Source organism: Limnobaculum xujianqingii (assembly GCF_013394855.1).
Lineage (GTDB): Bacteria > Pseudomonadota > Gammaproteobacteria > Enterobacterales > Enterobacteriaceae > Limnobaculum > Limnobaculum xujianqingii.
Map to the genome: position 1 here is coordinate 1040565 of NZ_JABMLK010000002.1, position 13712 is coordinate 1054276.

Consider the following 13712-nt stretch of genomic DNA (forward strand, 5'->3'; position numbering starts at 1 on the left):
GTTTTTTTGGAAAGCGTTATTGGGGAGCGTTATTCAGGTTATTTTAGCTGTTGAGCCAGCTGCTGTCCGGCTTCCATCACCAAAGATGCCAGGTACTCTCGCTTATCGTCCGGGATTTGGAAGGCTACGCCGGAGGTACTGATAGCGGCAATGGCTTTGCCTTGAGAGTTGAGCACCGGAACGGCAATACAGCGAACGCCCTGACTATCCTCTTCATTATCATAGGCCCACCCACGCACACGAATTTCTGCCAGTTCAGCTTTCAGCACATTAATGTCGGTAATGGTGGTATCAGTGATACGGGTGAGAATTTTATCTTCAGGCAAAAGAGCATCTACTTCTTCATCGCTTAAATGAGCCATCAGCGCTTTACCCAGGCCAGAGCTATACAGCGACAAACGTTTACCTTCCCAACTGCGGATAATAATTGCCTGTGGGCTTTCCAGTTTAGTCAGATAGATAGGTGATGATCCTTGCAACACCCCTAAATGGCAGGTCAAATTAGTTTTATCACGCAACGCAGTCAGCACCGGTAACGCGATTTTTTTGATGTCATATTGCTCAACGGCCTTATTACCAAGCTCATACAATCGCAGGCCAAGATAGTATTTATCATTGTCCTGACGCAACAGACCGTGGGCTACCATGCCGTTGAGTAAAGAAGATGTACTGCTTTTTGCAATGCCAACTCCCTGATAAATTTGGCTAAAGGTGGCACCATTTTTATCAGATAAAAAGTCACAAATACGAACAACTTTATCCAGCGCAGGAATTTGTGTAGTGATTGTTTTCATCGCGGCACTTATACAATAGGCATTGTTTAAAGGAGCTGAACAGAATTCAGAGTAGCCTATAGTATAACCAGTATATGGAATTAAATAAAACAGACATGAGAATCAAAGGGATATGACTACTGTTTCCCATGTCTGTTTTATGGTTAACCGATCAGTGGTGCAATGCACTATAACCATGTATCCCCATATAAATACCAACCGCGAAAATTAACATACCGGATAGATAAGGTGCTCTTCGCGCAATGCTGTTAAAACCACTCCAACGCTTAGCGGCCTGATGAATACTGATGGCAGCACCGACACCAACGCTAACCAGAGTAAGTGCCAGCCCGATGCTAAAGCAAACAACCAGCGTTGCACCCAGCGTTAGTGCTTTTAACTGGATACAAATTAGTAAAACAGTAATTGCGGCAGGACAGGGAATTAATCCTCCGGTCAGACCAAAAAGTAAAATCTGAAAGTTGGTCACTTTAGCGGTAATAAAACGACGTTTAATATCATTGGCGTGGGCCAGCGCATGGGCATCCTGATACTCTTGTGAGCTGTCATCTAAACCATCTGGTGTTGAGTGATGGTGGTCATGTTCATGAAATTCAAGCGAATATTCCTGCGTGTCATTATCGGGAGAGTAGGTTAGGCGTACCTGAAAGTCATGTGGCTCAGGTATGGGAAGGGTAGATAACATATCTCCATTTTGTTCTTCAAACCAAAAGGTTTGAGAATCACCGAATTCGCGTTCGGTTATCAGAGATAAATGATGCACTTTCCATGGTGTTCCACCAAGGGTACGCAAACGCCAATAGGGACCTGTTCCTTCCTCATCAATGGAGAGTTCGATACTTCCTTCTGTGGTTTCGATTATACGAGTTTCATCATGAGAATGATGATGACCTTGTTCCAGTTGCCACAATTTCTCACCGCGCCAGGTTCTCCAGATCATCCACACTGCAGTAGTCAGAATGATCGCTGCTGAAATCATTTGCAGCCAGGGTTCTACCGATTCGGCTGTAAATTTATTACTGATATACATGCCGCCAAAAGCGATAAGCCACACAATGGCCGTATGTGAAACTGTGGCCGCTAATCCCAGCATAATAGCCTGGCGAACGGTACCTTTAATCGCAATGATGAATGCTGCCATCATGGTTTTTGAATGACCAGGCTCAAGTCCGTGAAGTGCACCCAATAGAATTGCGCTGGGTATGAAAAACCAGGCATTACCCTGCTGTAATAAGGCGGTAAAATCTGTCATGAGAATAACTCTGGATGGTAAATAGCGAGTTTTCAAATTCTACTCCCCCCCAGTATAAAATACTACCCCCCAGTATGTGTTGGTGCTATAACAGCAATAAGAGATAGTGAAAGTGGAGATTGACTGTGTCACATACTATTCGGGACAAAGATAAGCTGAAGGCCAGAGCCAGTAAGATCCAGGGGCAGGTAACTGCACTTAAAAACATGCTCGACAGAGACCATGAATGTGCTGATGTTCTTCAACAAATAGCAGCTATCAGAGGTGCGGTTAACGGTTTGATGCGCGAAGTAATCAAAGGGCATTTGACTGAACATGTAGTACATCAGGATGATGTTACCCAGCGGGAAAACGATTTGGATGTGGTATTAAAAGTATTAACTACCTATATCAAATAGATATCCATTGTTAAATACCGGGCTTAGTTTCGGCTAAACCCGGTAGTCTTATCAACCAATGGTCATTAAACTGGCATTACCACCGGCTGCAGCAGTATTAATACTTAGCGCTCGTTCCAGTATCAAACGTTCCAATAAGATGTTGGTATCCCCATGGGCGAAACCCTGTACTGATAATATAGGTCCTTCACGTCGGGCGATTTGCTCACTGATGAGCTGTAATTTGTCGCTATCACCGTGGTAAAGCACACCATCGAACGCCACTTCGGTATTGTGCCAGTCGGCAACAAAACCAATTTGTGACTGAACCTGCTCTGGCAGGTTTTTGTGTAATGAACGGGTAAAATTATGATCTACCCACAACACCTTAGAACCGCAGGCCAGAACGGCTGCCAGTTGAATTAGCGCATCATGCTCTTCGTGATGTAAACACAAAATACGATGGCGAGGCATTAAGGCATAACTATTGCGTTCACCGGTAGGGCCGGTTAACAGGCGGATGGTTCCTGCCTGTGAATAGTTAGCATAGCTGTCACACAGGGCCGCCAGTGGACGATTCTCTTTCTTTAGCGCCCATTCTTTAAAGGTATTCAGTGGCTGCAATAACATTTCTTTGGTGCGAGTATCCACCAGACGCTCCCGATCGCTGCGGGATAGCGCTTTAGTAATGGCATCATCCGGGCGATGGGAGAGCAGGCGATAAAGATAGAGCGGGCCACCGGCTTTAGGCCCGGTACCGGATAAGCCCTCACCACCAAACGGTTGAACGCCAACCACAGCACCAACAATATTACGGTTTACATACAGGTTACCCACGGCTGCCCGCTCGGTAATTTGAGCGATGGTCTCATCGATGCGGGTGTGAATACCCATGGTTAATCCGTAACCCGCCGCGTTAATTTGTTCAATTAACTGAGCTACATTTTCGCGCTGATAACGCACTACATGCAAAACAGGACCAAAGACCTCTCTGGTCAGCTCGTCGAGGCTCTCCAGTTCAATCAGGGTTGGCTGTACAAAGGTGCCTTTTGTCAGCTGATTATTATCTGGAATACAGTCAAATGATGACTGATAGACTTTACGGCCTTTAGAATGCATGGTTCGAATATGTTGTTCAATATTCTCTTTTGCCTGAGCATCAATCACCGGACCGATATCTGTTGATAAACAGTCAGGATTTCCCATTTTGCATTCACTCATTGCCCCTTTCAGCATGGTAATAGTTTTGTCAGCGATCTCTTCCTGAAGGCATAGAATACGTAGGGCAGAGCAGCGCTGTCCGGCACTATCGAAAGCGGAAGCAACCACATCGTTAACCACCTGTTCTGTCAGAGCAGAGGAGTCAACAATCATGGTATTTAAACCGCCAGTTTCGGCAATTAACGGAATAGTATGACCTAAAGTATCAAGCCTTCCGGATATGTTACGTTGTAACGTCATCGCCACTTCGGTTGAACCAGTGAACATTACGCCGCGAATACGTTTGTCATTAACCAGTTTGGCACCAATAGTTTCACCTTTACCGGGCAGCAGTTGAACGGCTCCGACAGGAATACCTGCCTGATGCATCAGGCGAATAGCCTGAGCGGCAATTAATGGCGTTTGCTCTGCCGGTTTAGCCAATACGGTGTTACCGGCAGCCAGTGCGGCAGCAACCTGACCGGTAAAAATAGCCAGCGGGAAGTTCCACGGGCTAATACATACCACCGGGCCTAATGGGCGATGGGTTTCATTACTAAAGTCATGCTGTACCAGTTCGGCGTAATAGCGCAGAAAGTCGATGGCTTCACGCACTTCAGAAATGGCATTACTTACGGTTTTGCCGGCTTCTCTGACCAACAGGCCAATCAGCGGTTGAAGCTGATTTTCCATCAAAGATGCGGTACGGTTTAACAGTTCTGCACGTTGCTCAGACGGCGTTGCTGACCAGATAGGTGCGAAGTTTACGGCGCTGTTAAGCGCCTGTTCGACATCCTGTTCTGTTGCCTGTTTAACCCGCCCAACGCAGTCACGATGATCTGCCGGATTGAACACTTTTTCTGCTGCTATATCACTGCTGGCTTCACCATCAATCATTGGCTCTGCACACCAGGAGTGGGAAGCCCCCGCCAACAGTGCAGATGACAGAGAGGCCAGACGCTGTTCATTGGAAAGATCTAACCCATTAGAATTCAAACGTACGTTGCCATACAGGTTGCGTGGCAATGGAATTTTAGCGTGGGGTTTGCCCAGCTCACCTTCCGCTACGGATTGAGCTTCAATCACTTTAACCGGATCGGCCACCAGTTCATCAAGGGTAATGCTGTGGTCGGCAATACGGTTAACAAAAGAGGTATTGGCACCGTTCTCCAACAGGCGACGAACCAGATAAGCCAGCAGAGTTTCATGAGTACCCACTGGCGCATAAATACGGCAAGGGCGCTGTAACTTACCGTCGCTGTGTTTACCAACTACGTGATAGTAGAGTGGTTCACCCATACCGTGCAGGCATTGGAATTCATACTGACCAGGGTAATAGTTGTGGCCTGCCAGATGGTAAACCGCTGCCAGAGTATGAGCATTATGGGTAGCAAATTGCGGATAAATAGCCTCCGGTACCGCCAACAGTTTACGCGCGCAGGCCAGATAGGAAATATCGGTATACACTTTGCGGGTATACACCGGATAGCCTTCAAGCCCGTCGATTTGTGCGCGTTTGATTTCGCTGTCCCAGTAGGCGCCTTTGACTAAACGAATCATCAGACGGTGCTGACTGCGATGAGCCAGATCGATCAGATAGTCAATCACATACGGGCAACGTTTCTGATAGGCCTGAACCACAAAGCCGATGCCGTTCCAGTTAGCCAGGCGGGGTTCAAAACAGAGTTTTTCCAGTAAGTCTAACGAGATTTCCAGCCGGTCGGCTTCTTCAGCATCAATATTCAAACCAATGTCATATTGACGCGCTAATAGCGTCAGTTCCAGCAGGCGAGGATAGAGTTCACTCATTACCCGTTCATATTGTGCCCGGCTGTAGCGCGGGTGGAGTGCTGACAGTTTAATCGAGATCCCCGGGCCTTCGTAAACACCGCGACCATTGGCCGCTTTACCGATTGCATGGATCGCCTGTTGGTAAGAAAACAGATAACGTTGAGCATCGGCTTCGGTGAGCGCCGCCTCACCCAGCATGTCATAGGAGTAACGGAAACCTTTATCTTCTTGCTTATGGGCATTGGCTAAGGCTTCAGAAATGGTTTCACCGGTAACAAACTGTTCCCCCATCAGACGCATCGCCATATCCACCCCTTTGCGGATAAGCGGTTCACCACTCTTGCTGATAATTCGATTAAGGGATGAAGAGAGTTGGGATTCGTTATGGGTGGAAACCAGTTTTCCGGTTAACAGTAGTCCCCAGGTAGCAGCATTAACAAACAGAGAAGGACTTTGTCCCAAATGGGAGTGCCAGTTACCGTTACTGATTTTATCTCTGATAAGTGCGTCACGAGTGGCTTTATCCGGAATACGCAGTAGCGCCTCAGCCAGACACATTAACGCCACGCCTTCAGAAGAGGAGAGTGAAAATTCTTGTAATAATCCTTGAACCATACCGGCACGGCCAATGGCGGTTTTCTGCCCGCGTAGCTTTTCAGCAAGTTTATAAGCGAGTTGGTGTGCCGCATTACTTTGATCGGCGTTCAGACGTGCTTGTTCTAACAGGCGTGGAATAATTTCGGTTTCCGGCGTGCGGTAGGCAGCAGTGATGGCGGCACGGTTAACGGACTGAGGTTGCACGTTTTCAGCAAACTCCAGAAAAGGCTGGCAGGCTTGCTCGGGTTCTGGCTCAGGCAGAGTATCGTCATCTTGCCGATTGTCTTGCTCATTGGCTGACAGCTCGAAAGGGATATTACCCTGTTCCAACTGCTCTAAATAATTGAAGATAGCCTGTTTAATCAACCAATGAGGAGTACGGTCCAGGGTTTGGGCCGCTTTTTTTATTCGGTCGCGTGTCGCTTCATCCAGCTTGACGCCCATGGTGGTCATTCCCATTTTGTTTCCTCTACGCCTGTCATCAAAAAATCAGGTGGTTATCACTAAGCTTCCTTCATCTCATGTCGCTGAATAACTCAGAATGAAAGAAGCATAAAACATCGAAAATAGATAAATGGTTATGCTGAATTGAAAAATTGCCGCTCACTGAGAATAGGCAGTAAAACCTCAATGTTGCAACTTTGTTTTAATATGGTTGCACCTATTATGTGATCTCGATCCATGATGGTGAATAATTCTATTTAAACGCTATTTTTTGGAATATATGACAGAAACTTGTAATCCATTGATAAGATATGGATAATTTCGGGCTTTTGCGCATTATGGTTTGGCAGGAAATTTTGTTGCAGACGGAGTAATAATTTTATAAATGTGATCCGTTGTAACATAAATGTAATTTAATTGTTAATTATATTGTTAATGTTTTATTTTGCTGGCTAGGATTGTAAGACGTACTGAATTACAGGTGACACTTTAAATTCACGTTTTAATCTATATCACGCGCGCCGTCTTCTGGCAGTGGTGAGGTTTCGGGATAGTTTCGGCCCGCTTCTGTTTAATCAGAACCAGCTAAGAGCCACCCGTAACAGTGATGAAAAACGCCAACCGAATATTTTAAAATAATGAAAGTGGAGAGTTGCATGAGCGCCAGCATGCCAATGTTAGTGACCTTTGTGGTCTATATCGTGGGAATGATTGTTATTGGATTAGCGGCCTATCGGGCAACCAATAACTTTGGTGATTACATTTTAGGTGGTCGCCGTCTGGGAAGTTTTGTTACCGCGTTATCTGCCGGTGCTTCAGACATGAGCGGTTGGTTGTTAATGGGGTTACCGGGAGCCGTTTATCTGTCGGGGATCTCGGAGAGTTGGATTGCTATCGGTCTGACCATTGGTGCTTACCTGAACTGGCGTATTGTTGCCGGCCGTTTACGGGTACATACAGAGATTAACCATAATGCCTTAACACTACCGGATTATTTTACCACTCGCTTTGAAGATAAAAGTCGTATTTTAAGAATTTTTTCTGCGGTAGTGATTTTAATTTTCTTCACTATTTACTGTGCTTCCGGGGTAGTTGCGGGCGCCAGACTGTTCGAAAGTACCTTCGATATGGACTACGGAACAGCATTATGGGTTGGCGCGGCGGCAACTATAGCCTATACCTTTATAGGAGGGTTTCTTGCTGTTAGCTGGACAGATACCGTTCAGGCATCGCTGATGATTTTTGCTTTAATTCTGACGCCGGTGATGGTGATTATCGCGGTGGGTGGTATCGACAGCTCAATGATTGTGATTGCAGCGAAAAACCCGGAATACCTGGATATGTTTAAGGGTTTGAACTTTGTTGCCATTCTCTCACTGTTAGGTTGGGGTTTAGGTTACTTTGGACAGCCGCATATTCTGGCACGTTTTATGGCAGCAGACTCTCACCATGTGATTCATAATGCCCGCCGTATCAGTATGACCTGGATGATCTTCTGTCTGGGTGGGGCGGTAGCCGTTGGCTTCTTTGGTATCGCGTTCTTCTCTAATAACCCAACGTTGGCAGGGAATGTGAGTGAGAACGGCGAGCGAGTGTTTATTGAGCTGGCTAAATTATTATTCAACCCGTGGATTGCTGGTATTCTTCTGTCCGCTATTCTGGCGGCGGTAATGAGTACTCTGAGTTGCCAGCTGTTAGTGTGTTCCAGTGCATTAACGGAAGATTTCTATAAGGCATTTTTGCGTAAAAACGCCAGTCAGAATGAGCTGGTGTGGGTTGGTCGTCTGATGGTATTGCTGGTTGCGGTGATTTCTATTGCGTTAGCTGCTAACCCTGATAATCGGGTATTAGGTTTGGTGGCTTATGCCTGGGCAGGTTTTGGTGCCGCTTTTGGCCCGGTGATTCTGTTGTCGGTTATCTGGTCAGGTATGACAAGAAATGGTGCCTTGGCCGGTATGGTGGTTGGTGCAGCAACGGTACTGATCTGGAAACAGTATGGGTGGTTTAACCTGTATGAAATTATTCCGGGCTTTATCTTTGCTTCTATCGCAATTGTTATTTTCAGCAAGATTGGCAGTCAGCCAACTGAAAAAATGATTGCTCGCTTTAATGAAGCTGAAAAAGAGTTTCAGAGCGAAAAAGAATAATTCATTGATGTGCTTTATTTATGGCGCCAGATGGCGCCATTTTTTTTATCCAAAATATGAGTTACTTATCTTTAACAGGCATATAGATATCGGTGATCAGATCGGCTTCGGGCGTATCGTAAGGGCTGTTAATATAAATTTCGAACGGTGGCAGGTCTGCACACTCATAGCCGCTATCAGGCAGCCATTGACCATAGAAGGTATTGTAAGCCTGTTCCAGCGTGTTATAGGGACCCGTATGGCGGTATCGTGCATAACGTCCGGCGGCCAGTTTTATAGTGCGGATATTTTTGTCTTCAGGCTCATTTTCCAGCGGCTGAATAAACTGAATACAGGCATCGGACTGACATTTTTCCGGTGCGGTAGTAATCGGGTCATTATAGTAAATACCGATTCCGCATTTCCCCTGTGACTCAAGATGATTGGCAGTAACCCACTGCCATAATTGATGGAAGGCCTGTTGAATACCGGTGTAGGGGCCGATATGCCTTACGCCATATACAATTGCTTCTTCGCGGGTTTCGATGGTGATATTCATTTTAATGATCTCCGTGCAGATAGGGGGATAGATTGAAACAGGAGCCTGACAGTCAGGTTGTGTTCCCGCTTTACGATATTGGGCGGGTGATAAAGAAAACTGATGCTTGAAAGCGCGAGAGAAAGACTGCGGTGTTTCATAGCCAGCTTCCATTGCGATATGGGTAATAGGGAGTGAGCCTCGGGCGATCTGAGCGGCAGCCCGATCCAGACGTAATCGACGGTGTGTATCTGCTACGGTTTCTCCCATTAAAGCAGTATAAATACGATGGAAGTGATACAGAGAAAATGCGGATGCTTTTGCCAGCGTCGCGATATCTACCGGTTCATCTAAGGATGCGGCAATCAGGCGATGAACTTGTTGAACCCTGCGGCGATAATTTTGTTCAGTTTTGGATTTCCGCATAACATATTGTTCCATTTAAGTATTTATAATTCCTGAGGGGGATTATAACGGGGGATAAGAGGAATACTTATCATGGATTGCGGAAAAGTGGTTATTTCTATAACAATAAAATTAATATTGTGATCGTCGTTCGTTGTTCTGACCCTTTTTTAGAGTATGAATTTAATCGTTTGTTTTTATTGATTTTTAATGTTTATCTTAGAAAAGGGTAAATCGGTTTAAGCAGGTGGAAATTTTATTCAAAATAATGGGTAGTGATACATTGCTCTGGTTGACCGCCGCATAGGCGGCCCAAAGCATCAATTCTTCCTATTTCGTAGGTTCCCGCAATATTCCAAAGGCAAAAGGTCTACCCAGATTATTTCCCCGTTACCGGAAAATAGAGATCGGTTATCAGCTGATCTTCCGGCGTCTCCATTGGATTATTTCGATACACTTCAAATGATGGCTGGTTGGTTTTCTGGAAGTCACTGGCAGGGAGCCAACTGTTATAAAACTCGTTATAAACCGGCTCCAGCGCTGAATAAGGACCGATATGGCGATAGGTGGCGTAGCATCCACCGGTTATTAATACGGGCCTGACAATCTCAGAGAGCTGTTGGTCTGGCAAAGGATGTTCAAACTGCAAACAGGCATCAGAACGGCACTGTTCCGGGGCTTTAACCTTCGGATTGTCGTGATAAACCGCAATGGCCGCTCTAACCTGAGCGGTGAGATCTTCCGCCAGTGCCCAGTCCCAGAGTGCATTAAACGCCTTATTGATTTCAGGATAAGGGCCACAGTGCCTGATGCCGTAAACAGTGATGGTGTCGCGATTTTCGATAGTAATATTCATAGTGTATCCCTAAGATTATTAGCCAGTAGTAGTAAAGTTAACCACACTCATCGCGTATTTGGATAGAATTCAATGTGCTGTTAAAAATAATAGCTCAATGACACTCTGACTGTTTATTAATCCGGCGCTAATTCTGATTAATTTTACTGCTAATAAACGCGGTAACGCTCTGGTTATCTGACTGAGTCATTTCCTTAGGAATACCAATGTATCCTTCATTGGTAATAATAAAAATATATTTGTCATGAGTTATAACGGATTTAACAAAGCTCCATTTAAGAGCAATAACGAACTGTGCGCGAATTTGGTTGATACCATGTTCACCGATCTCAATGATTTCATCGTGTTCCGATAAGGCTGTTTGACGGTGTTGTTTCATTTTTTGGGATAGGCAAAAGTTATAACGAATACCTTCAAAATAGATGCCGAACATGAACGCTAAGACCAGTTTGACCCAGAGATCATAGCGTTCGGGGATTGCATCCCACATCATTGCGACCACAATTAAACAGAAGTAGAAAATAACATTGGCAATGCGCTGAAAAATACTCCGGCGTTTATGACGGTTTAACGCCAGAAACAGACGCGTAGCTTCTTTGTGATCCCGATAGGACATGGCCGGGATAGTATATCTGTAAGTTATATTGCCAATATTCCCATCAAATGCATCTGATTTATCGATCATTCCTGTTATTTCCGCGGGTAAAAAAATCCCCTGTCAAAACAGGGGAGTTAATTTCAAAATAATATCACAATATGTTCTGGTTATAGCTTCGTAGGCTTAATTTCCCAAATTTCTTCCGCGTACTCCTGAATGGTACGGTCAGAAGAGAAGTAGCCCATATTGGCTATATTTAGCGCAGCTTTGCGTGCCCAGAGGTTTGGCTTACGATAAAGTTTATCCACCTCGTCGTGCATATCCACATAAGAGCGGTAATCTGCCAGGAGTTGATAGTAATCACCGAAGTTAACCAGTGAATCAAACAGAGCACCGTAGCGATGAGGATCTTCAGGATTAAATACCCCGGTGGCGATTTGGTTTAATACCTGATTCAGCTCCGCATCCTCTTCGTAAATTTTACGTGGGTCGTAGCCATGAGCCCGTAGCGTTTCAACCTGCTCGGTGGTGTTGCCAAAAATAAAGATATTGTCATCACCTACATGCTCTTTCATTTCCACGTTAGCACCATCAAGCGTACCAATGGTTAACGCGCCGTTCATGGCAAACTTCATGTTACTGGTACCTGATGCTTCTGTTCCTGCCAGAGAGATCTGCTCAGACAGATCGGCTGCAGGAATAATCATCTGCGCCAGACTGACGCTGTAGTTAGGTATAAATACCACTTTCAGCTTGTTCTTAATGCGCGCATCGTTGTTAATCACTTTCGCCACATCGTTGATCAGATGAATAATCAGCTTGGCGTTAACGTAAGATGAAGCGGCCTTACCGGCAAAAATTACCGCTTTAGGCACCCAGTCAGCATCCGGAGATTGCAAGATACGGTTATATCGAGTGATAACCTGCAGTAAATTAAGTAACTGGCGTTTGTACTCATGAATCCGTTTAATCTGCACATCAAATAGCGCATTAGGATTAAGAATCACATTAAGGTTTTCTGCCACATACTCTGCCAGCTTTTTCTTATTCTGTAATTTAGCTTGTTTGATTTGGTCAATAAAGGCCGGGAAGTCGACAGCTTCATTCAGATAAGAGAGCTTACTCAGATCGGTACGCCAGGTTTTGTCGATGGTTTTATCCAGCAGCTCGGAAAGAGGGCGGTTGGCCAGCCCTATCCAGCGTCTTGGCGTTACGCCATTGGTTTTATTACAGAAGTGGTGAGGGAAAATCTTGGCAAAATCGGCAAACAGTGATTTCACCATCAGATCGGAATGCAGTGCTGAAACCCCATTGACCTTGTGACCACCAATAACCGCCAGCCATGCCATTCTAATCCGACGACCGTTAGATTCATCAATCAGAGATACGCGGCTTAATAAACCAGGATCGTCCGGATAGTGCTCTTTAACCACTTTCAGGAAGTATTCGTTAATTTCAAAAATAATCTGCAAGTGGCGAGGCAGAATTTTGCCCATCATATCCACCGGCCAGGTTTCTAACGCTTCACTCATCAGAGTATGGTTGGTGTAGGAGAATATACGAATTGTCATCTCCCAGGCATCTTCCCATTTGAAATTGTGATTATCGATCAACAAACGCATTAATTCAGGAATAGCCAGAACCGGGTGGGTGTCATTCAGGTGAATGGCAACTTTCTCCGCCAGGTTATCGTAGGTTTCATAAGCCAGCCAGTGGCTATGCAGAATATCCTGCAGCGTGGCGGAAACTAAAAAGTACTCCTGGCTCAGACGCAGTTCGCGGCCAGATGAGGTAGAGTCGTTAGGGTAGAGCACCCGGGATACGTTCTCGGAATTGTTTTTATCTTCCACCGCCGCAAAATAATCGCCCTGATTAAACTTACCCAGGTTAATTTCGTTACTGGCACGTGCCGACCATAAGCGCAGGGTATTGGTCGCATCTGTATCATAACCCGGAATAATCTGGTCGTAAGCACAGGCCAGAATCTCCTCGGTTTCTACCCAATGAGAGGTTTTACCTTCAGTTTGTACTCGTCCACCAAAGAACACTTTATAACGGACATTATGGCGCGGGAATTCCCAGGCATTACCATATTCCAGCCAGTTATCCGGTGATTCTGCCTGCTGACCATCGACAATATTCTGTTTAAACATGCCGTAATCATAACGAATGCCGTAACCGCGAGCCGGTAGGCCTAGCGTGGCCAGAGAATCCAGGAAACAGGCCGCCAGACGGCCCAGACCGCCGTTGCCCAGACCCGGATCGTCCTCTTCGTTAATTAATTGCTCCAGATTGAAGCCCATGCTGTCGAGAGCCTGCGCCAGATCGTCATAGATGCCGAGGTTCAAAAGCGAGTTAGACAGCGTTCTGCCAATCAAAAATTCCATCGACAGATAAGAGACGCGACGACCAGACTGGGAGAAGTGCGCGCGAGTAGAACGCAACCAGCGTTCTACCATCAGATCCCGTACGGAAAATGAGATAGCGTTTAGCCAGTCATGTTCAGTAGCCAGCGCGGGTTCTTTACCAATAACAAACTTCAATTTTTCCTGGATGGAATTTTTTAAATTCCGGATGCGTTCTTCGGGTGTTTCAAAATTAAATTGTGAAGACATAAGTCTCGTCCATATTGTGTATGTGTCAGCGTTAAGGGCAAATCCATTTTTTGCCAGAGGCCCTGTGAATTTTTAATTATCAATAATTGGGTTTCATGGTTTGAAACCCAGCTTGGTTT

Annotated in this window: 9 protein-coding genes; 2 read left to right on the plus strand and 7 right to left on the minus strand. The window is 45.6% G+C overall.

The features are described 5' to 3' along the window. Positions 1-38: 38 nt before the first annotated feature. Both GOL65_RS18785 and GOL65_RS18790 read right to left on the minus strand, forming a co-directional pair. A complete protein-coding gene (locus GOL65_RS18785; RefSeq protein WP_140917991.1) occupies positions 39-794 on the minus strand; it encodes an IclR family transcriptional regulator in 756 nt (251 codons plus the stop codon). Positions 795-945: 151 nt separating this feature from the next. Further along, positions 946-2046, minus strand: coding sequence for a nickel/cobalt efflux protein RcnA (locus tag GOL65_RS18790; RefSeq protein WP_140917990.1), 1101 nt, complete (start codon positions 2044-2046; stop codon positions 946-948). Positions 2047-2171: 125 nt separating this feature from the next. On the opposite strand from GOL65_RS18790, the gene rcnR reads away from it, so the two are divergent. Beyond that, positions 2172-2444, plus strand: a complete 273-nt coding sequence (gene rcnR / locus GOL65_RS18795; protein WP_179038495.1) for a Ni(II)/Co(II)-binding transcriptional repressor RcnR — start codon at positions 2172-2174, stop codon at positions 2442-2444. A 51-nt stretch (positions 2445-2495) separates the two neighbouring features. On the opposite strand, the gene putA is transcribed toward rcnR, so the two are convergent. Beyond that, positions 2496-6470 (minus strand): trifunctional transcriptional regulator/proline dehydrogenase/L-glutamate gamma-semialdehyde dehydrogenase, encoded by a 3975-nt coding sequence (gene putA / locus GOL65_RS18800; RefSeq protein ID WP_140917988.1) that lies wholly within the window; start codon positions 6468-6470, stop codon positions 2496-2498. A gap of 641 nt (positions 6471-7111) precedes the next feature. Here putA and putP point away from each other — a divergent pair. Continuing rightward, positions 7112-8602 (plus strand): sodium/proline symporter PutP, encoded by a 1491-nt coding sequence (gene putP / locus GOL65_RS18805; protein WP_140917987.1) that lies wholly within the window; start codon positions 7112-7114, stop codon positions 8600-8602. A gap of 61 nt (positions 8603-8663) precedes the next feature. Here the strand turns inward: putP and GOL65_RS18810 are convergent, their stop codons facing one another. The 4 genes from GOL65_RS18810 to glgP form a co-directional block, all read right to left on the minus strand. Beyond that, positions 8664-9545, minus strand: a complete 882-nt coding sequence (locus tag GOL65_RS18810; RefSeq protein ID WP_179038496.1) for an AraC family transcriptional regulator — start codon at positions 9543-9545, stop codon at positions 8664-8666. A gap of 358 nt (positions 9546-9903) precedes the next feature. Then, a complete protein-coding gene (locus tag GOL65_RS18815) occupies positions 9904-10380 on the minus strand; it encodes an AraC family transcriptional regulator (protein ID WP_140917985.1) in 477 nt (158 codons plus the stop codon). A gap of 127 nt (positions 10381-10507) precedes the next feature. Then, the gene (locus GOL65_RS18820; RefSeq protein ID WP_140917984.1) at positions 10508-11065 is read right to left on the minus strand and encodes a hypothetical protein; all 558 of its coding nucleotides are present in this window, start codon (positions 11063-11065) and stop codon (positions 10508-10510) included. A gap of 80 nt (positions 11066-11145) precedes the next feature. Further along, positions 11146-13593, minus strand: coding sequence for a glycogen phosphorylase (glgP, locus tag GOL65_RS18825; protein ID WP_140917983.1), 2448 nt, complete (start codon positions 13591-13593; stop codon positions 11146-11148). Between the last annotated feature and the right edge of the window lie 119 nt (positions 13594-13712).

Excerpts from the sequence above, each read along its gene's own strand:
- GOL65_RS18785 (WP_140917991.1), bottom strand. The coding sequence starts at position 794 with ATGAAAACAATCACTACACAAATTCCTGCGCTGGATAAAGTTGTTCGT.
- GOL65_RS18790 (WP_140917990.1), bottom strand. The coding sequence starts at position 2,046 with ATGACAGATTTTACCGCCTTATTACAGCAGGGTAATGCCTGGTTTTTC.
- putA (WP_140917988.1), bottom strand. The coding sequence starts at position 6,470 with ATGGGAATGACCACCATGGGCGTCAAGCTGGATGAAGCGACACGCGAC.
- putP (WP_140917987.1), top strand. The coding sequence starts at position 7,112 with ATGAGCGCCAGCATGCCAATGTTAGTGACCTTTGTGGTCTATATCGTG.
- GOL65_RS18810 (WP_179038496.1), bottom strand. The coding sequence starts at position 9,545 with ATGCGGAAATCCAAAACTGAACAAAATTATCGCCGCAGGGTTCAACAA.
- GOL65_RS18815 (WP_140917985.1), bottom strand. The coding sequence starts at position 10,380 with ATGAATATTACTATCGAAAATCGCGACACCATCACTGTTTACGGCATC.
- GOL65_RS18820 (WP_140917984.1), bottom strand. The coding sequence starts at position 11,065 with ATGATCGATAAATCAGATGCATTTGATGGGAATATTGGCAATATAACT.
- glgP (WP_140917983.1), bottom strand. The coding sequence starts at position 13,593 with ATGTCTTCACAATTTAATTTTGAAACACCCGAAGAACGCATCCGGAAT.